The following is a 19,112-nucleotide window of genomic DNA, read 5'->3' on the forward strand; positions in this document are numbered from 1 at the left end:
TGTGGCACGACAGCGGAAAGGCCCCCGCCATCATGCGAGTTCTCGGAATCAACGCGCTGTTCCACGACCCCGCCGCCGCCCTCGTCGTCGACGGCAGGACCGTCGCCGCCGCGGAGGAGGAACGCTTCTCACGGCGCAAGCACGGCAAGCGTCCGGTGCCGTTCTCGGCCTGGGAGCTGCCGGAGCAGGCGGCCCGCTGGTGCCTGGAGCGCGCCGGGCTGCAGCCGCAGGACCTCGACGCCGTCGCGTACTCCTACGACCCGGCGCAGGCGCTGCCGGCCGAGGCCATGGGGCTGCACGATCCGTGGGACCACCTGCGCCAGACCTACGCCCGCGAGGCCCCCGGATTCCTGAGGACGGCGCTCCCGGGGCTCGACCCCGGCATCGTCCGTTTCGTGGGCCACCACATGGCGCACGCCGCGTCGAGCGCGTTCGCCGCGCACGACGCCGAGACGTCCTCGGTCCTCGTCCTCGACGGGCGCGGGGAGCGCGGCTCGCACCTGGCCGCGCGGCGGACCGGCGACCGCATCGAGCCGCTGTACGCGCAGGACCTGCCGCATTCCCTCGGCCTGGTCTACGAGGAGCTGACCGAGCATCTCGGGTTCCTGCGCTCCTCCGACGAGTTCAAGGTGATGGCACTCGCCTCGCACGGCACCCCGCGCATGCTGGGAGAGCTGCGCCGGTACGTGCACCCGACCGGCGAGGGCGGCTTCCAGGCGTGCGGTGTGCCGTGGCACGAGCTCTGTCCGCCACGCGCCCCCGACGAGCAGTGGACCCAGGACCACGCCGATGTCGCGGCCAGCGCGCAGGCCGTTCTGGAGGAGACGATGCTGGACCTGGTGCGCTGGCTGCACGGGCGCACCCACGACCGGGTGCTGACACTCGCCGGGGGCGTGGCGCTCAACTGCGTGGCCAACTCGCGGATCGCGCGTGAAGGCCCCTTCGCCCGGGTGTGGGTCCAGCCTGCGGCCGGTGACGCGGGGACCGCGCTCGGCGCGGCCCTGCTCCTGTCGGCGGGCGCGGGCGACGAGCCGGAGCCGATGCGGGGCGCGGACCTGGGCCGGGAGTGGTCGGACGCGGAGCTCGGGGGCTGGCTCAAGACCGCGGCGGTCCCGTTCGAGCGGCCGCCCGACATCGCCGCCACCGTCGCCGAGGCGCTGGCCGACAACGCCATCGTCGCCTGGTTCCAAGGACGTTCGGAGTACGGCCCGCGCGCGCTGGGGCACCGCTCGCTGCTCGCCCATCCCGGCCACGCGGGAAACCTGGAGCGGCTGAACGACGTCAAGGGCCGCGAGCAGTTCCGGCCGGTGGCACCGATGGTGCTGGCCGACCGGGCGGCCGAGATGTTCGACGGCCCGCTGCCCAGCCCGTACATGCTCTTCGTGCACGAGGTCGCGGCCGAGTGGCGCGAGCGGATCCCGGCCGTCGTGCACGTCGACGGCACGGCGCGGATCCAGACCGTGGACCGGGCGGAGGAACCGCTCGTGGCCCGGATGCTCGACGAGTTCGAGCGCCGCACCGGCCTCCCCGTCGTCGTCAACACCAGCCTGAACACGGCGGGACGGCCGATGGTGGACGACCCGCGCGACGCGCTGGAGTGCTTCGGATCGTCACCGGTCGATCTGCTGGCCATCGGCCCGTACGCGATCCGGCGCGGCGAGGCGTTCCGCCCCGGCGCCAACGGATGGTCCCGGTGACGGGCACCGGCGGGGCGCCGTCGTACGCGGTGGTGGTGCCGACCCTCGGCCGCCCGAGCCTTCGCGCCTGCCTGGACGCGCTGGCCGCGTCCGGCGGGCCGAGGCCGACGCGGGTGGTCATCGTGCACGACCGGCCCGGCGAGGACGGTACGGTGCCGCACCTCTCCGTCCCGGAGGCCCTCCGGCCGTACACCACCGTGGTGCCCGGCCGGGCGCGCGGCCCGGCCGCGGCCCGCAACGCAGGAGCACGGCTGGCCGGACCGGCGCGGTGGATCGTCTTCCTGGACGACGACGTGGTGCCGTCGGACACCTGGGCCGAGGACCTCGCCCGGGACCTGGCCTCGGCGTCGGAGGACACCGCGGCGGTGACCGCGCGCATCGACGTACCGCTGCCACAGGACCGTCGCCCCACCGACTGGGAGCGCTGCACGGCCGGCCTGGCCACGGCCCGCTGGATCACCGCCGACATGGCCTTCCGCCGGGCGGCGCTCGACGCCTCCGGCGGCTTCGACGAACGTTTCCGGCGCGCGTACCGGGAGGACGCCGACCTGGCCCTGCGGCTGCTGGGCGGGGGCTGGACGCTCGCGGCGGGCACCCGCAGGACCACCCACCCCGTACGGCCCGCCGACCCCTGGGTCTCCGTCCGTCAGCAGGCCGGCAACGCCGACGACGTGCTGATGGCGCGGCTGCACGGGCCGGACTGGCGGGACCGGGCCGGCGCCCCTCGCGGCCGCTTCGCCCGTCATCTGGCCGTCGTGGCCGCCGGAGTGGGCTCCCTCGGCTGTGCGGCCGCCGGGCTCCCCCGGGCCGCGGCGGGGTGCGCCGCGCTCTGGCTCGCGGGGACGGCCGAGTTCGCCCTCGCCCGCGTCGCTCCGGGCCCGCGCACACGGGAGGAGATCACCCGCATGGTCCTGACGAGTGCCGTCATCCCCACCGCCGCCGTCTGGCACCGGCTGCGCGGGCAGATCGTCCACCGCAACGCCCTGCCGCGTGGACCGGCCCGTTCGCCGGCCGCGGGCCCGGCCCCGGCGGACGTCCCACGCCGCGCGGAGGCGGCGTCATGAGGGGCCCTTCCCCCGCCCGGCTCCGTCCCGTCGGCGTCCGCGCCGGCGGGCCCTGGCTGCTGGACGGTGAGAACCCCACCGCTCCGCTCCCGCCGAGACCGGCATGGGCGCGGGGCCCGTACGCCCGGCTGCCGGAGGCGGTCCTCTTCGACCGGGACGACACGCTCATAGCCGATGTGCCCTACAACGGCGACCCCCGCCTGGTGGTCCCCATGCCGGGCGCGGCCGCCGCCGTCGCGGCCCTGCGCAGCCTCGGGATACCCGTGGGGGTGGTGAGCAACCAGTCCGGTGTCGCCCGTGGCCTGATCAGCCGCCGGAACGTCGAAGCGATGCGGCGGCGCGTGGACGAACTCGTCGGCCCCTTCTCGGTGTGGGCGGTGTGCCCGCACGGAGCGGGGGACGGCTGCCCGTGCCGCAAGCCGGCGCCCGGCCTGGTCCTCGCCGCGTGTGCGCGGCTCGGGGTGCGGCCCTCGCGCACGGTGGTCGTCGGCGACATCGGCTCCGACGTCGAGGCGGCCCGTGCTGCGGGTGCCCGGGGTGTCCTCGTACCGACCCGTGCGACGCTGCCGGCCGAGGTCGACGCGGCGCCCGAGACCGCGCCCGACCTGCCGGCCATGGTCCGCATGATCCTGATGGGCGCCGGCGCCCACGGCGGCCCGGTGCCCCGGGGCGGTGCGCGATGACCGCGCCCCGCACGCTCGTCGTCCGCCTGGACAGCGCCGGGGACGTGCTGCTCGCGGGCCCGGCCGTACGAGCCGTCGCGGCGGACTCCTCCAGGACCGTCATGCTGTGCGGGCCGCTCGGCGCCCCCGCCGCAGAACTGCTGCCCGGCGTGGACGACGTCCTCGTGCACGAGGCGCCCTGGGTCGGCCTGGAACCGCCGCCGGTCTCGCCGCGCGACTGCGCGAGGCTGATCGACGCCGTCGCCGCCCACCACTTCGACCGGGCCCTCGTCCTCGTCTCGTACCACCAGAGTCCGCTGCCCGCGGCGCTTCTGCTGCGGCTCGCCGGCGTGCCGTGGATCGCCGCCGACAGCGAGGACTATCCCGGGGCGCTGCTCGACCTGCGGCACCGCCGCCTGCCGGGCCGGCACGAGGCCGAGGCCGCGCTGGACCTGGCGCGCGCCGGTGGTTTCGGGCTGCCGCCGGGGGACGACGGGGCGCTGCGGGTCTGCGAGCCGCCGGACACCACCGCGCTGACCGGCCCGGAGCCGTACGTCGTGCTGCACCCGGGTGCGGCGGTGCCGGCCCGCGCCTGGAGCCCCGCGCGGGCGGAGCGGGCGGCGGCCGCCCTGCACCGGGCCGGCCACCGGGTGGTCGTGACGGGTGGCCCGGCGGAGAAGCCTCTGACGGCGCGCGTCGCCGGCCGGCACGGCCTCGATCTCGGCGGGGCGACCGCCGGTCTGGCGGCGCTCGCCGGAGTCCTGGCCCGCGCCCGGGTCGTCGTGGCCGGGAACAGCGGGCCCGCGCACCTGGCCGCCGCCGTGGGCACCCCCGTGGTCTCTCTCTTCGCGCCGGTGGTGCCCGCCGAGCGGTGGCGGCCCCACGGCGTCGCCCATGTGCTGCTCGGCGACCAGGACGCCCCGTGCGCCCTGAGCCGGGCACGGATCTGCCCGGTCGAGGGTCATCCCTGCCTCGACGGGGTGAGCGATGCCGAGGTCGTCGCGGCGGTGTCCGCGCTCCTCGGCCGGGAAGCTCCCGGCGCTGCTCCGGCACACCCGGAGGACGCGTACGGGACGGAAGGAGCGACCGTATGAACATCCTCCTGTGGCATGTGCACGGTTCCTGGACGACCGCGTTCGTCCAGGGACCCCACACGTATCTGGTTCCGGTGACGCCGGACCGGGGAGCCGACGGGCGGGGACGGGCCGACACCTTCACCTGGCCGTCGTCGGTACGCGAGATCTCCCCCGCCGGGCTGGCCGAGGCACCGGTGGATCTGGTCGTCCTGCAACGCCCGCACGAGGAGGAGCTCGCCACCCGCTGGCTCGGCGGCCGGCGTCCCGGCAAGGACGTCCCCGCCGTCTACGTGGAGCACAACACGCCACGCGGCGACGTTCCCGACACCCGGCACCCGACGGCCGACCGCACGGACCTGACGCTCGTCCACGTCACCCACTTCAACCGGCTGTTCTGGGACAACGGCGCCACCCGCACCGCGGTGATCGAGCACGGCATCGTCGACCCGGGCCATCTCTACACCGGCCGCCTCCCGAGGGCCGCCGTGGTGGTCAACGAGCCTGTCAGACGGCGCCGGTTCGTCGGTACGGACCTGCTGCCGCAGCTGGCCGAGGCGGCGCCGCTCGACGTCTTCGGGATGCGGACCGAGGGGCTCGCCGACCGTCTCGGCCTCCCCGCCGAGCGGTGCCGCACCACCGACCTCCCCCAGCGTCATCTGCACGCCGCGCTGGCCGAACGCCGCCTGTACCTCCACCCGGTGCGGTGGACGTCGCTGGGACTCTCGCTCCTCGAGGCCATGCACCTCGGCATGCCGGTGGTGGCGCTCGCCACCACCGAGGCCGTGGAGGCCGTGCCCGCGGGAACGGGCACGCTCTCCACCCGCCCCGAGGTCCTGGCCGCCGCGGCCCGGCGCTATCTCGCCGAGCCGGAGGCCGCGGCCGAGGACGGCGCGCGCGCCCGCCAGGCGGCCCTCGAGCGGTACGGAGTCAAGCGCTTCCTCGACGACTGGGAGCACCTCATCGCGGAGGTTCGGTCATGACACGCTTCTCCCCCCTCGACGGCCGTCCTCTGGACATCGCCCTCGTCTCCGAGCACGCCAGTCCCCTCGCCACGCTGGGCGGCGTCGACGCCGGCGGGCAGAACGTGCACGTGGCCCAGCTCGCCGGGGTGCTCGCCGACCGCGGACACCGGGTGACGGTGTTCACCCGGCGCGACGACCCGGATCTTCCGGACCGGACTCCGCTGCGCCCCGGGGTCACGGTCCATCATGTCCCTGCCGGGCCGGCACAACCGGTTCCGAAGGACGAACTGCTGCCCTACATGAGCGAGTTCGCCCGCTGTCTGACCGGGGAGTGGCAGGCCCGCGCCCCGGACGTGGTCCACGCGCACTTCTGGATGTCGGGCCTGGCGTCCCTGTGGGCGACCCGCGAGACCCGGCTGCCGCTGCTGCACACGTACCACGCGCTGGGCACGGTCAAGCGGCGCCACCAGGGCCGGGCCGACACCAGTCCGCCCGCCCGCATCGCCTGCGAGACGGAGGTCGGCACGGGCTGTGACCGGGTGATCGCCACCTGCCGGGACGAGGTGGACGAGCTGGCCGCCATGGGCATCCCGCGCGGGAAGGTCGACATCGTTCCGTGCGGGGTCGACCCGGAGGCGTTCCGGCCGGACGGGCCGGTCGCGCGCCGGGGCCCGTTCCCCTACAGGCTGCTGCAGCTGGGGCGATTGGTGCCGCGCAAGGGCGCCGCCGTCTCGATCGCCGCGCTGCCAGGGCTGCCCCGCGCGGAGCTGGTCGTGGTGGGCGGCCCGCCGCCCGACCGGCTCGACGCCGATCCGGAGGTGCGGCGGCTACGGAAGCTCGCGGCGGAGGCGGGCGTGGCCGACCGGGTCCGTTTCACCGGCGGTGTGCCGGCCTCCGGGGTCCCCGCCCTGATGCGCAGCGCGGACGTGGTGCTCTGCCCGGCGGACTACGAACCCTTCGGCATCGTCCCGCTGGAGGCGATGGCCTGCGGCCGGCCGGTCGTCGCCAGCGCCGTGGGTGGTCAGTTGGACTCCGTCGCCGACGGGGTGAACGGACTGCTGGTTCCGCCGAGGAACCCCGCGGCCCTCGCCGCGGCCGTCGCCGTCCTGCTCGCCGATCCCGCCCTGCGCACGGCGTACGGGAACGCCGGCCGGCGACGTGTCCTCGACCGGTTCTGCTGGGAGCGGGTGGCGGCCGCCACCGAGGCGTCCTACCGCGCCGCTCTCGCGGCGCGTTTCGCGGTCGCGGGAACCGCCCTGTGACCGTCCGGGCTCCGTGCACCGGCCACCCGGGCACGGAGCCGTAAGCCGCGTCACGGACCAGAAAGCCGCGTACGGACCAGAACCGCCGACGAAGCCGCAAGCCGCGTACGAAGCCGGAAGGAGGTGCGGCGGGCGCTCCCCGAAGCGCCGGTCGACACACCATGAGCCAATCGCACACCTACGAGAGCGCGCAGCTCCACTGCCAGTCCCTGCAGACGGCCCTGGAGCGCCTGCGCCGCCAGGGTCTGGGGCGACTCGCGCGGTGGGGCGACCGACTCGCCGAGGTGCTTCCCGCGGGTGGCCGCCTCCTCGCGGCGGGCAACGGCGGCAGCGCCGCCCAGGCCCAGCATCTGACGGCCGAACTGGTCGGACGCTACCAACGCGAGCGGCCCCCCTACTCGGCCCTCGCCCTGCACGCGGAGACGTCCAGCGTCACCGCCATCGGGAACGACTACGGCTTCGAGCAGGTCTTCGCCCGGCAGGTCGCCGCGCACGGCCGCACCGGGGACGTCCTCATGCTGCTCTCCACCTCCGGGCGCAGCGCGAACCTGCTGTCGGCCGCCATGACCGCGCGCACGGCCGGTCTCACGGTCTGGGCTCTGACCGGTCCGTCGCCCAATCCCCTGGCGGAGGCGGCCGAGGAGGCCCTCTGCGTCGACGGGGCGACGACGGCCACGGTCCAGGAGGCGCACCTGGTGGCCGTCCACCTCTTGTGCGAGTTCTTCGACGACGCCGTCGCGACCGCCCCCGCCGCGGCGCCGCGGCGTGCCGCGCTCAACGGCACGCCCCACACGTCGGCCGCGCCCTCGGTCGCCTTCCTCAGGAGGTCGTCGTGAACGAAGACGGACCCCTCGTCGTGGTGGGCGACGTCCTGCTCGACCAGGACGTCGAGGGCCACGCGAGCCGGCTCGCCCCGGACGCGCCCGTGCCCGTGGTCGACGTGGCGCAGGAGCGGGCCCGGCCCGGCGGGGCCGGTCTCGCCGCCGCGCTCGCGGCCCGCCACCGCCGCCCGGTCGTCCTGGTCACGGCGCTCGGCCGGGACCCGGCGAGCGAGACCGTCCGGCGCGCGCTGCGGGGACGGGTGAGCCTGGTGGAGATCCCGCTGGAGGGCACGCTGCCGGTGAAGACGCGGGTTCTGGCCGGCGGTCGTCCGCTGGTCCGGGTCGACCGGGGCGACGGGACGCCGGGCAAGCCGGGCGCGCGGGCGCTCGACGCTCTCGCCGCCGCCCGCGCCGTCCTCGTGGCCGACTACGGCCGGGGCACCGCGGACGCTCTGCGCCCGGCGCTGGCCGCGGCGGCGGCGCGGGTCCCGCTGGTGTGGGATCCCCATCCCCGGGGCGGCCCGCCCGTGGCCGGGGCCCGACTGGTCACGCCCAACGCGGCCGAGGCGGCCGCGCTCAGCGCCCTGGTGGGCGGCTCGCTCGGCGCACACGCCCGCCGGGGCGCCGATCTGGCCGAGCGGTGGGCCGCCGGCTCCGTCGTCGTGACGCTCGGCGAGCGGGGCGCGCTCCTCACCCGGCCGGGGGCGGCTCCGGTCCTCGTCCCGGCCCCCTTCACCGCGGGCGGCGACCCCTGCGGAGCGGGCGACTGCTTCGCCGCGGCGTCGGCCGCCGCCCTCGCCGAGGGCGCGCTGCCGGAGGAGGCCGTCACCCGGGCGGTCGCCGAGTCGGCGGCGTTCGTACGGGCCGGTGGCGCGGGCAACAGAGAGCTGTGGGAACCGGCGACGGTGCCCCGCGACGAGCGGCCGCTGCCCTCGGACGCGCTGCACCTCGCCCGCGAGATCCACGCGCGCGGCGGCACGGTCGTCGCCACCGGCGGGTGCTTCGATCTGCTCCACGCCGGACATGTGGGGCTCCTGGAGAACGCCGGCCGGATCGGGGACTGCCTGATCGTCTGCGTCAACTCCGACGCCTCCGTCACCCGGCTGAAGGGCCCCGGACGGCCACTGACCCCGCTGGCGGACCGGGTCCGCGTGCTGAGCGCCCTCGACAGCGTCGACGCCGTCGCCGTGTTCGACGAGGAGACTCCCGTACGGCTCCTGGAATCGCTGCGGCCCGACGTCTGGGTGAAGGGCGGCGACTACGCGGTCGAGGAGCTGCCGGAGGCGGAAGTGCTGCGGAAATGGGGCGGCCAGGCGGTCGTGCTGCCCTATCTCGACGGCCGCTCCACCACCTCGCTCGCCCACCGGGCCGCCAAGGCGGCCGTTCCCCCGCCGCCCGCCCGATGACGGCGCGGGAGGAGGACATGGCCGGCGACGAGACCGCGGGGGCTGCCTCGGCCCCCTGCGGAAGGGGCGGGCGCCGGCCCACGGTGCTGGTGCTGCGCGCGCTGGGACTCGGTGACGTGCTGACCTCGGTACCGGCGCTGAGGGCGCTGCGCCGCGGGTTCCCCGGCCACGAGATCGTGCTGGCCGGTCCCGCGTCGCTGGCGGCGGTCACGGGGGCCACGGGAGCCGTGGACCGGATGCTGCCGACCCGGGCCCCGGGGCGCGAGGTCCCGGCGGAGCTGCCGTGGAGTGGCCCGCCACCGGAACTCGCGGTCGATCTGCACGGCTGTGGGCCGCTCAGTCACCGACTCCTGGAGCGGACGGGCGCGGGTGCGCTGTGGGCGTTCCGGCACGCGGACATGCCCGCTCTGGACGGTCCGCGGTGGCGTCCGGACGAGCACGAGCGGGAGCGCTGGTGCCGGCTGCTGCGCTGGTACGGCCTGACGGCGGACCCCGACGAGCTGTGCATCCCGGCACCCACCGTGCCGTCCCCAGCCCCGGGGGCCGTGGTCCTGCATCCCGGGGCGGACTCCGGGGCTCGCCGCTGGCCGGCGGAGCGGTACGCCGCCGTGGCCGGGGCTCTGCGCCGGGCGGGACAGCGTGTGGTGGTGACGGCGGGACCCGGCGAGGAGGCGGCCGCGGCGGCGGTGGCCTCGCGCGCGGGTCTGTCCCTGGCGGAGGTCCTCGGCGGGCCCGAGGGTGTCCCCTTCGCCCGGCTGTGCGCACTGCTCGCGCGGTCCCGCTGCGTGGTGGTGGGCGACACGGGGATCGCCCATCTCGCGTCGGCGCTCGGAGCCCGCTCCGTGGTGCTGTTCGGGCCGGTGTCGCCGCGGCTGTGGGGGCCGCCCACGGCAGGACCTCACCGGTCTCTGTGGCACCCCTTCCCGGGCGACGACCCCCTGCGGCCGGGAGACCCGCACGGCACCACACCGGACCCGCGGCTGCTGCGTGTGTCGGTCGAGGAGGTGCTGGGGGCGGTGGAGAGCCTGACGGGCCGCGCCGGCGGAACCGCGGGGGCGGTCCTGTCCGGTGACACTCCCCGGCCGCATGACTCGGGTCGGCCCGGGGGCGCCGGCTCCCTCGGCGGCGAGCAGCCGGCCGGCGGCGGGTGCCCGGAGGGGAAGGGCGGCAGAGCCGCCGGCCCCGTGAGGACGGGGTCGTGACCGACGCGGTCGCGACCGGTGCGGTCGTGACCGACGTGGTCGTGACCGGTACGGAGGCGACCCTGGTGCGGATACACGGGACAGCCATGGCGGTGCGGGCACGCGGGGCAGGCACGGCCGGGCACGAGCCGCGCGCCCGTACCGCACCCGCCCGTGCGTCAGACCGCGGTCTCCAGCTCGGTGCGCGACGTCGGCAGGGGTGCCGTACTGGGCTTCAGCGCCTCGCTGAGCGGAGCCTCGACGATCTCGTCGACCGACGGGGCCTTGGCGGCCGTCGCCGCGCTGCGGCCCCGTGTCAGGAACGCCGCGCCGACGGTGGACGCGACCAGCAGGCCACCCGCCACGAGCGCTCCGCGTACCCCGAGCACCTCCATGAGCAGGCCGAGCGTCGGGGGCGCGGCGAGCCCCCACAACGTACGGATGCTGTTCCAGGCGCCCAGGACCCGTCCGCGCATGTGGGCCGGCGGGTCGGTCTGCAGCACGGTGCTCTGGGCGGTGTCCGCGACGGACTCCGCGATCGCCATGGGCAGGACGAGGACGAGCAGGACCGCGACCGAGGGCGAGAGGCCGGCGAGGACCTGGAGCAGGGCTCCGGCGACCGTCAGCATGCCCACGAGGCGTACCCCGGGGCGGCGCAGCCTGGCTCCGAGCACCGCACCGACGATTCCGCCCACGGCGAGGACGGTGGCCACGGTGCTGAACGTGCCGGCGTCACCCGCGAGGGGGCCGGTGACGAGGACCACCAGGGTCAGCGAGTAGTTGCGGCCGAAGAGCGCGCTGATGCCGTTGAGGCCGGCGAGCGCGACGAGCCGCGGACGGCGGGCGAAGAAGACCAGGCCCTCGCGCACACCGGTGTCACGCGGTTTGCGCCGGCCGTCCCGCGCCGGGCGCGCGGCCGCCGGCTCGGCGGCCCGCTCCTGGCGTCGCACGGGCTTGAGGAAGGGGATCACGCAGGCCACGAAGGCGAAGGAGATGCCGTTGGCGACATAGGCCGCCGCCGTGCCGAGGACTCCGACCGTCACACCGGCGAGCGCGGCTCCGGCCAGCCGGCCGGCGCTGTGCGCGAGCGAGCCGACACCGATGGCCGAGGGGACGTCCTCGGACTTGACGAGGTCGTTTCCGAGCAGGGAGCAGGCGGGGCCGTCCACGGTCGCGATGAGGCCGGTGAGCGCGGCCAGGGCCATCAGCAGGGGGAGATTCAGCTGGTCGAGCGCCACGAGCACGGCGGTGAGCACGGCGACGCCGCCGAGGAGGGCCTGGCCGACCGCGGCCGTCACCTTCCTGGGCCAACGGTCGACCACCGCGCCGCCCACGGTCCCCAGGAGCAGACCGGGTGCGGCCTGGACGGACATGGAGAGCCCGGTCGCGGCGGCGGAGCCGGTGATCTGGAGCACCAGCAGGTTCTGGACCGTGAGCTGCATCCAGGTGCCCGCGTTGGAGACGAAGTTGGCGACGGCCCACCAGCGCATGCTGCGTCCCCGCAGCGAACGCCACGGGGAGCGGTCGTCCCGCGACGCTTCGGAGGCGGAGCCGGGTACGGGCGGGGTGGTGGGGGCGGACGAGGGCATGGTGGAGGAAGGCACAGGAATACCAGGGGTGTGCGCGGCGGCGCGGACGGGGGAGGTGGCAGGGATCCGCCCCGAATCCCGGTGTGCCCCAGCGAGGTTGCGCGAAGGCTCGGTGAGCGGCGGGAGGTCCCGGCGACCCATCGTGGCAGACGGTTCTCGAGAAGCCACGGCCCGATGCGGCGAGGGCGCGCGCCGAGGAACCCTGAAAGGCCCAACTGCCTTACGGGGTAAGGACGCAGGACTGCTGGTGTGCTTGCTCACACCCTGTGAACCTGCGGCGTGCGGCGTAATCCGCCGCGCGCCCGGGGCCGGGACGACTTCAGATGAGGAAGGGAAGGAACGGCCTCCGTCGGGGTGCCGGCAAGGAACACCGCATCGAAGGGAAACCGATGAACAGCGGAGTACAGGTGGAGCTGGACGGCAAGCAGGCGCTGGTCACCGGCGGTGCCCGGGGTCTGGGGGCCGCGATCGCCCGACGGCTCGCGCGCGCCGGGGCGTCCGTCCTGGTCGCGGACGTACGCCAGGACCTGGCGAAGGAGATGTGCGAGGCCCTGCTCGCCGAGGGCTGCCGGGCCCGCCCCGTCAGCCTGGACGTCCGGGACCCGGAAGCCGTGGCCGATGTCTTCCGTGACCTGGACGAGGACGGGGAGGCGGTCGACATCCTGGTCAACAACGCTGCCGTCGACGTGACGAAGTCCGTGGCGGAACTCACCGCCGAGGAGATGACCCGGGTCGTCTCCACCAACCTGCTCGGACCGATGTACCTGTGCCGCGAAAGCTACGGGCGCATGGTGACCCGTGGCGGCGGCCACATCGTGAACATCCTCTCGACCGCGGCGATCCGCACCTGGACCGAGGCGGGCCCTTACGCGGCGGGAAAGACGGGTCTGCGCACCTTCACCCACACGCTCTTCAAGGAGGCCCAGCGCGACTGCCCCGGGATCGGCGTGACCGGCATCGTCGCGGGCGGCATGGAGACCGCCTTCATCCTCGACCGCTTCCCGGACGCCGACGTGTCGCTGCTGCAGAGCCCGGAGATCGTGGCGGACACCGTGATGTACGCGCTGTCGGTGCCGGCCGGAAGCGCGGTGGCCGAACTGGTCGTCGTACCGCGCCGTGAGCCTTCCTGGCCGTGACGCCCGCCGCCCCGAAAGCCCCAGGCCGTGTCCGTGAAGTCCCGCCTGCGCCCGCGACGCCTGGCACGCACGCTCGCCGCGTTGCCGGGATCACCCGGGTACGCCCGGTACGAGGGCGACCCTCCGCCTTGCGATCGCACGCACCGGACGCCGCGGGCCCCGCCCTGCGGGCAGACGGCGCTACCTTCCGGACACCACCTAGGACGATGAGGAGGAGTGATGGCCGACACGCTCGGCTTCGACCCCAGGACAGCGATCGTGACCGGTTCCGACTCCGGTATCGGCCGGGCCGTGGCCGTACGGCTGGCCCAGGCGGGCATGGACATCGGGATCACCTGGCACGCCGATGAGGAGGGTGCAGAGGCCACGGCCGAGGAGGTGCGCGCGCAGGGCCGCCGGGCCGTCGTCGCCGCCCTCGACCTCACGAAGCTGCCGGAGGCGGCGGACGTGATCGACCACCTCGCCGAGAGGCTCGGCCGGGTCGACGTCCTGGTGAACAACGCGGGCGTCGGGACCGCCACTTCCTTTCTCGATCTGGACCTCACGACCGTCCGGCAGGTCCTCGACGTCGATCTCGTCGGACCCCTGCTCTGTGTGCAGCGGGCGGCTCGCCGCATGATCGACCAGGGGGGCGGCGGTCGCATCGTCAACGTGACCTCGGTCCACGAGCATCAGCCCCGGGTGGGCGCCGGCCCGTACTGCGCGGCCAAGGGCGGCCTCGGCCTGCTCACGCAGGTCATGGCGCTGGAGCTGGCGGAGCACGGCATCACGGTCAATTCGGTCGCGCCCGGGGAGATCGCCACCCCGATGACAGGCCAGGAGGACGAGAACGTCCTCACCGCCTCCCGCCCGGGGATCCCGCTCGGGCGGCCGGGGGACGCCCGGGAGGTCGCGGCCGTGGTCGCGCTGCTCGCGGGCCCGGAGTCCTCCTACGTGACGGGGGCCTCATGGGCCGTGGACGGCGGCATGCTGCGGATGGGGCCGATGGCGGGCTCGCACCTCGACAGCGACGACTGGCGAAGGCCCTGACCTTTCCATGTGTCGGCGGGTGACACCCGGGAACCCGCCCTGCGTACGTCACGCACCGAGGAGACACGAAGGGAGCCGGTCATGGCCCAGAACGAGACCGGGCAGGAGGGCGCCCGCGGCGACGACGTCTACCAGCCCACGAACGCGGACGCGGACAATCGCCCCACCGACGATCTCGACCTGGAGAACGCCATCGAGGCGACCCCGCTCGACGACATGCGCGAGCCCGGCTATTCGCCTCCCGACCGCCCCCGGGCCGTCACCCGGCACGGCACGACCCAGAGCGAACAGCGGGAGGGCGAGTCCCTCGACGAGCGTCTCGCCCAGGAGGTCCCCGACGTGGAGCCGCCGGAGGGGGACGGCATCGGCGATCTCGTAGGGGGCCAGGGCGAGCCCGTGGACCCGGAGGCGGGGGCGACCCGCGCCGGCCGCCTCACCCCGATCGACCGACCGGCGCGGGAGTCGCGCAACGACGTCCTCGCCCGGGACGTCGGCATCGACGACGGCACGGCGGCGGCAGAGGAGGCCGCGATGCACGTGGACACCGGGATCGAGGGCGAGGACGGGGGCGAGGAGGAGAGCGCCGGGCCCTCGCGTGAAGGGGTCTAGGCCCTGTCCGTAATGTCCCGCCTGGCCCGCGACGCCCGGCACGCACGCTCGCCGCGTTGCCGGGGTCACCCGAGTACGCCCGGTACGAGGGTGACCCTCCGCCTCGCGATCGCACGCACCGGACGCCGCGGGCCCTGCCCTGCGGGGAGACGGCACTACTTTCCGGACACGACCTGGAACACACGTCCGTACGCCGAGGAGGTATCGATCATGGAGATGAACAGTCACCCGTCGACACGGCCGGAGAACTCCGACCCGGACCTCCTGGGCATCTACCTCAACGACCATCTCGCCGGGGCCGCGGCCGGCGTCGAGCTCGTGCGGCGCATCGTCCGCGCACACCGCGGCCGGGACTACGAGCCCCAACTGGCCGAGCTGGCCAGGGAGATCCGGGAGGACCGGCGTACTCTGCGCGCGTGTATGGAAGCGCTCGGGGTACGCCGGCTCCGCAGCCGAACCGTGCTCGGCTGGACGATGGAGCGGCTGGGGCGGCTGAAGCTCAACGGCCGTGTCCTCTCCCGCTCCCCGCTCAGCGACGTCCTCGAACTGGAGGCGATGCGCCTGGGCGTGGAGGGCAAAGGGGCCTGCTGGCGCACCTTGCACGCGCTGGCCCGCACGGACGGCCGCCTGGACGCCGACCAGCTGGAGGAGCTCGTCCAGCGGGCCCGGCGGCAGTCCCAGTCGCTCGAGGCCCTGCGTGCCCGGGTGGCCGGTCAGGTCCTGACGCCGCCGACCGCCCACTGACCGCAGGGCCCCACCGCGCTCAAGCCACCGCTCTCAAGCGGCTCGGTTTCAAGCCTGCCAGCACCCGGGCCTCGGGCACCCCGTGCTCAAACCTTCCCGTGCTCAAGCCTGCTCAGTGGCGCTGTCCGGCGGGCCGCTTCCGCCCCACCAGCAGCTCCTGGACCTTCGCCTTGAACCCCTGCCTCAGCACGGCGGCCCGGTCGCTGTCGCCCCGCAGGACGGACACGGCCGCCGCCTCGATCTGGTCCAGCGACGCGTGCGGCGGGATCGGGGGCACCGCCGGGTCGGTGAGGAAGTCGAGGACGCAGGGCCGGTCCGATGCCAAAGCCTCTTCCCAGGCGCCGACCACGTCGCCGGGCTGCTCCACCCGGATGCCGGCCAGCCCCACGGAACGCGCGAAATCGGCGTACGGCACGTCCGGAATCGCCTGCGACGGCAGGAACTGCGGGGCGCCGGTCATGGCGCGCATCTCCCACGTGACCTGGTTGAGGTCCCGGTTGTTGAGCACCGCGACGATCAGCCGGGGGTCGTCCCAGTCCTTCCAGTACTTGGCGGCGGTGACGAGTTCGGCCATGCCGTTCATCTGCATGGCTCCGTCGCCGACGATGGCCACGGCGGGCCGGTCGGGGTGCGCGAACTTCGCCCCGATGACGTACGGCACACCGCAGCCCATGGTGGCGAGGGTGCCCGAGACCGAGCCCCGCATCCGGCCGCGCATCCGCAGGTGGCGGGCGTACCAGTTCGCCGCGGAGCCGGAGTCGGCGGCGAGGATCACGTCGTCGGGCAGGAACCGGTCGAGCGCGTGCACGACGTGTTCGGGATTGATGGGGTCGGCCTGCACGGCGGCCCGCCGCTCCATGACCTCCCACCAGCGGGCGGTGTTCCTTTCGACCGTCTGGCGCCAGCTCCGCTTCCTCTTCCGGTCGAGGAGCGGCAGAAGCCGTGTCAGCGTGGTCTTCGCGTCGCCGACGAGGTTGACCTCGAAGGGATAGCGCAGGCCGATCATGAAGGGGTCGATGTCGATCTGGACCGCCCGGGCCTGGTCGAACTCCGGCAGGAACTGGGTGTACGGGAAGCTGGAGCCGATCACGAGGAGGGTGTCGCAGTCGCGCATCAGCTCGTAGCTCGGGCGCGTCCCCAGGAGACCGATCGCGCCGGTCACGTACGGCAGGTCGTCGGCCAGCACGTCCTTGCCGAGCAGCGCCTTGGCGACGCCCGCCCCGAGGACGTCCGCCAGCCGGTCCACCTCGGGTTCCGCGCCGCGCGCCCCCTGTCCGATCAGGATCGCGACCCGCTCGCCGGCGTTGAGCACCTCGGCCGCCCGGGCGAGGTCCTCGTCGCCGGGGACGGGCGTGGAAGGGGCGGCGCCCAGGCTGGACGGCACCATCTTGAAGGCGTGCTCGGGCGGCGAGTACTCCAGTTCCTGCACGTCGGCGGGGATGATCACGGCGGTGACGGTCCGCTTGGCGGCGGCCGTGCGCATCGCCCGGTCGATGACGTTGGGCAGCTGCTCCGGGACGGTGACCATCTCGCAGTAGTCGCCGGCGACGTCCTTGAAGAGGCTCAGGAGGTCGACCTCCTGCTGGTAGGAGCCGCCCATGGCGCTGCGGTCGGTCTGGCCGACGATCGCCACCACGGGGACGTGATCGAGCTTGGCGTCGTAGAGGCCGTTGAGCAGATGGATCGCGCCGGGCCCGGAGGTCGCGGCGCAGACGGCCGTCCTGCCCGAGAACTTGGCGTAGCCCACCGCTTGGAGCGCGGCCGTCTCCTCATGCCTGGCCTGCACGAACACGGGCCGGTTGTCGGCCCGGCCCCAGGCGGCGAGCAGGCCGTTGATGCCGTCCCCGGCATAGCCGAAGACGTGCTCCACCCCCCACTCGCGCAGGCGCGCCAGAACATGGTCGGACACCTTGATCGACACGGGCTCTCTCTCCTCTCGGCGACGACCCGGACGGAGCCCCGCGGGCACGAGCGTTGACCGCCGTGCATCTGCGGGGCTCCGTGACGGACCGTAACGGAACGGGGTGGCGCGACTACTTCTTGCGACCCTTCTTCACGCCTTCCACCATGTCGTGAGCGGCTTCCCTGACCTTGCCGACCGACTTCTCCCTGCGGCCCTCGGACTGCATCGAGCGATCGTCGGTGGAGTCACCGACGCGCTGCTTGGCCTTGCCCTTCATCTGCTCCATCTTGGCCTTGGCCTTGCCCATGACGGCGTCCTTCCTGCGTGACCGAGCCAGGGCGGCTCCTGTGCGCCCCTGCGAGTACCCCCGATCCCCTACGCCACACGCCGCCGCACCGCCCCTCCTCGGCCCGCCGAACCGGTCCCCCGGCATGATTCGCGCCGCTTCGGGCATCCGCCCTCCGTCACGAGGCGGGGGCAGGGAAAGGAGCGCGAGATGGCCGCCTACAACCCCGATCCGGATCCTCGCGAGGACCCGCGCCCCCTCGACGATGTGCAGCCGGGCGAGACGCCACCGGCCGAATCGAGCACCTCCTCGGGTGCGGGCCCCTACCGCCCGCCCAAGCGCGGCTGGGCGAAGGGCCCGGTCATCGCCATCTGCGTGATGGCCGTGCTGGTCGCGTTCTTCTTCCTCGCCTACGCCATCGTGCTCGCCGTGTGATCACCGCATGCGGGAGACCCGATGGGGGCACATGGGGAACGCCAGAGGCGTCGAGTGAAGGGACAAGCCGCCATGACCACGATGGTGACGACACGGAAGCCGGAACTCGGGCCGCGGACGGGCGCCCAGGGCGGTGCGCCCGAGCTGCCGACGCCCCGCGGCGAGTTGTCGGACTCCGTGCGCGCCTTCCTGCTGGGCTCCACGCCGCGGCTCGCCGGCCCTCGGCAGGTACGGCAGGCCGACCCGTTCGGCGAGGATCTCCAACTCGCCCTCCACCTCTGCTACGAGCTCCACTACCGGGGCTTCGCCGAGGTGAGCGACGACAAGGAGTGGGACCCGGACCTGCTGCGGCTGCGCGCGCTGCTCGAGGAGCGGTTCGAGGACGCCCTCCGCGGCCGCTGCGGACGGTACACGTCCCTGGACGAGGCCTTCGACTCGATCCTCTGGGAGCCCGCCGACGGCGACGGCGCCTCGCATTTCCTGCTCAAGAAGGGCGAATTGTGGCACCTGCGGGAGTACGCCGCCCTGCGGTCCGTGTACCAGCTCAGAGAGGCCGATCCGCATCTGTGGGTCGTGCCACGGCTGCGGGGCCGCGCCAAGGCGGCGATGCTGGCGGTGGAGTACGACGAGTACGGGTGCGGCCGGGCCGAGCGGATGCACGCGCGCCTCTTCGCCGACCTCATGGGCGATCTGGGGCTCGACCCCGGCTACGGCCGGTATCTGGAGTCGGCCGGTGCCGAGACGCTGGCGACGGTCAACCTGATGTCGCTCCTGGGGCTCCACCGCATGCGGCGCGGGGCCCTCGTCGGGCATTTCGCCACGCTCGAGATCACCTCGTCGCCCGGCGCCTCCAGAATCGCGGCGGCCATGCGGCGGCTCGGTGCGGGCGACGCCGCGGTGCGGTTCTACGACGAGCACGTGGAGGCCGACGCGGTGCACGAACAGCTGGTACGCCGTGAGGTCGTCGGCGGCCTTCTCGAGGACGAGCCGGGCCTCGCCGGCGACGTGGCGTTCGGCGTCGAGGCGACGGTGCTCCTGGAGGACGCCCTCTCGGACCACGTGACGGAGGCCTGGCGGCAGGACCGCACGGCGCTCCGGGCCCCTCTCGACGGCGACGGCGACGACGCGGACGAGGGCGACCTCGCCGACCAGGGCGACCTCCGCGACGACGCCGCCTGATGTCCCATGTGTGACGGTCCACCGACGGCGGCGGCCACGGCGCGGCGCGCGATGCGCGCCGTGCCGTGGCC

18 protein-coding genes are annotated in these 19,112 nt (G+C 74.6%); 15 read left to right on the plus strand and 3 right to left on the minus strand.

What is annotated here, in order from left to right:
- Positions 1–32 precede the first annotated feature (32 nt).
- The 9 genes from IE136_RS21340 (at position 33) to IE136_RS21380 (ending at position 10,152) form a co-directional block, all read left to right on the plus strand.
- Positions 33–1,697 (plus strand): carbamoyltransferase family protein, encoded by a 1,665-nt coding sequence (locus tag IE136_RS21340; RefSeq protein WP_158984880.1) that lies wholly within the window; start codon positions 33–35, stop codon positions 1,695–1,697.
- Positions 1,685–2,761, plus strand: a complete 1,077-nt coding sequence (locus tag IE136_RS21345) for a glycosyltransferase family 2 protein (protein WP_158984882.1) — start codon at positions 1,685–1,687, stop codon at positions 2,759–2,761. Before IE136_RS21340 ends, IE136_RS21345 begins: the two co-directional genes overlap by 13 nt.
- The gene (locus IE136_RS21350) at positions 2,758–3,444 is read left to right on the plus strand and encodes a D-glycero-alpha-D-manno-heptose-1,7-bisphosphate 7-phosphatase (RefSeq protein ID WP_158984884.1); all 687 of its coding nucleotides are present in this window, start codon (positions 2,758–2,760) and stop codon (positions 3,442–3,444) included. Before IE136_RS21345 ends, IE136_RS21350 begins: the two co-directional genes overlap by 4 nt.
- Positions 3,441–4,517, plus strand: a complete 1,077-nt coding sequence (locus IE136_RS21355) for a glycosyltransferase family 9 protein (RefSeq protein WP_189601134.1) — start codon at positions 3,441–3,443, stop codon at positions 4,515–4,517. Before IE136_RS21350 ends, IE136_RS21355 begins: the two co-directional genes overlap by 4 nt.
- Positions 4,514–5,479 (plus strand): glycosyltransferase, encoded by a 966-nt coding sequence (locus tag IE136_RS21360; RefSeq protein WP_158984888.1) that lies wholly within the window; start codon positions 4,514–4,516, stop codon positions 5,477–5,479. Before IE136_RS21355 ends, IE136_RS21360 begins: the two co-directional genes overlap by 4 nt.
- Positions 5,476–6,723 (plus strand): glycosyltransferase, encoded by a 1,248-nt coding sequence (locus tag IE136_RS21365; protein ID WP_158984890.1) that lies wholly within the window; start codon positions 5,476–5,478, stop codon positions 6,721–6,723. The genes IE136_RS21360 and IE136_RS21365 overlap by 4 nt, the downstream gene beginning before the upstream one ends.
- 161 nt (positions 6,724–6,884) lie before the next feature.
- Positions 6,885–7,559, plus strand: coding sequence for a D-sedoheptulose-7-phosphate isomerase (locus IE136_RS21370; protein ID WP_189601135.1), 675 nt, complete (start codon positions 6,885–6,887; stop codon positions 7,557–7,559).
- Positions 7,556–8,950: a D-glycero-beta-D-manno-heptose 1-phosphate adenylyltransferase gene (gene rfaE2, locus IE136_RS21375; protein ID WP_158984893.1), complete on the plus strand. Its 1,395-nt coding sequence runs from the start codon at positions 7,556–7,558 to the stop codon at positions 8,948–8,950. Before IE136_RS21370 ends, rfaE2 begins: the two co-directional genes overlap by 4 nt.
- A gap of 17 nt (positions 8,951–8,967) precedes the next feature.
- Positions 8,968–10,152, plus strand: coding sequence for a glycosyltransferase family 9 protein (locus tag IE136_RS21380; protein ID WP_229819008.1), 1,185 nt, complete (start codon positions 8,968–8,970; stop codon positions 10,150–10,152).
- 158 nt (positions 10,153–10,310) lie between these two features.
- Here the strand turns inward: IE136_RS21380 and IE136_RS21385 are convergent, their stop codons facing one another.
- Entirely contained in the window at positions 10,311–11,621 is a 1,311-nt protein-coding gene (locus IE136_RS21385; RefSeq protein ID WP_229819023.1) for an MFS transporter, read from the minus strand.
- A gap of 488 nt (positions 11,622–12,109) precedes the next feature.
- Between IE136_RS21385 and IE136_RS21390 the strand changes: the two genes are divergently transcribed.
- The 4 genes from IE136_RS21390 to IE136_RS21405 all read left to right on the plus strand — a co-directional run bounded on the left by IE136_RS21390 (position 12,110) and on the right by IE136_RS21405 (position 15,238).
- Positions 12,110–12,856, plus strand: coding sequence for an SDR family oxidoreductase (locus IE136_RS21390; RefSeq protein WP_158984896.1), 747 nt, complete (start codon positions 12,110–12,112; stop codon positions 12,854–12,856).
- 219 nt (positions 12,857–13,075) lie between these two features.
- Entirely contained in the window at positions 13,076–13,885 is an 810-nt protein-coding gene (locus IE136_RS21395) for an SDR family oxidoreductase (protein ID WP_158984897.1), read from the plus strand.
- Between the two features lie 81 nt (positions 13,886–13,966).
- A complete protein-coding gene (locus tag IE136_RS21400) occupies positions 13,967–14,494 on the plus strand; it encodes a DUF5709 domain-containing protein (protein WP_158984898.1) in 528 nt (175 codons plus the stop codon).
- Positions 14,495–14,704: 210 nt separating this feature from the next.
- The gene (locus tag IE136_RS21405; protein ID WP_158984899.1) at positions 14,705–15,238 is read left to right on the plus strand and encodes a hypothetical protein; all 534 of its coding nucleotides are present in this window, start codon (positions 14,705–14,707) and stop codon (positions 15,236–15,238) included.
- A gap of 112 nt (positions 15,239–15,350) precedes the next feature.
- Here IE136_RS21405 and IE136_RS21410 read toward each other — a convergent pair whose 3' ends face one another.
- Complete coding sequence (locus IE136_RS21410) at positions 15,351–17,159, minus strand: thiamine pyrophosphate-requiring protein (RefSeq protein WP_189601137.1); 1,809 nt, start codon at positions 17,157–17,159, stop codon at positions 15,351–15,353.
- 112 nt (positions 17,160–17,271) lie between these two features.
- Entirely contained in the window at positions 17,272–17,448 is a 177-nt protein-coding gene (locus tag IE136_RS21415; protein WP_158984900.1) for a CsbD family protein, read from the minus strand.
- A gap of 189 nt (positions 17,449–17,637) precedes the next feature.
- On the opposite strand from IE136_RS21415, the gene IE136_RS21420 reads away from it, so the two are divergent.
- Complete coding sequence (locus IE136_RS21420) at positions 17,638–17,862, plus strand: DUF6480 family protein (RefSeq protein ID WP_158984901.1); 225 nt, start codon at positions 17,638–17,640, stop codon at positions 17,860–17,862.
- 81 nt (positions 17,863–17,943) lie between these two features.
- Positions 17,944–19,041: an iron-containing redox enzyme family protein gene (locus tag IE136_RS21425; RefSeq protein WP_189601216.1), complete on the plus strand. Its 1,098-nt coding sequence runs from the start codon at positions 17,944–17,946 to the stop codon at positions 19,039–19,041.
- Positions 19,042–19,112: the final 71 nt, after the last annotated feature.

It is taken from the genome of Streptomyces lateritius (genome assembly GCF_014649715.1).
In the GTDB taxonomy this organism is placed as follows: Bacteria; Actinomycetota; Actinomycetes; order Streptomycetales; family Streptomycetaceae; genus Streptomyces; species Streptomyces lateritius.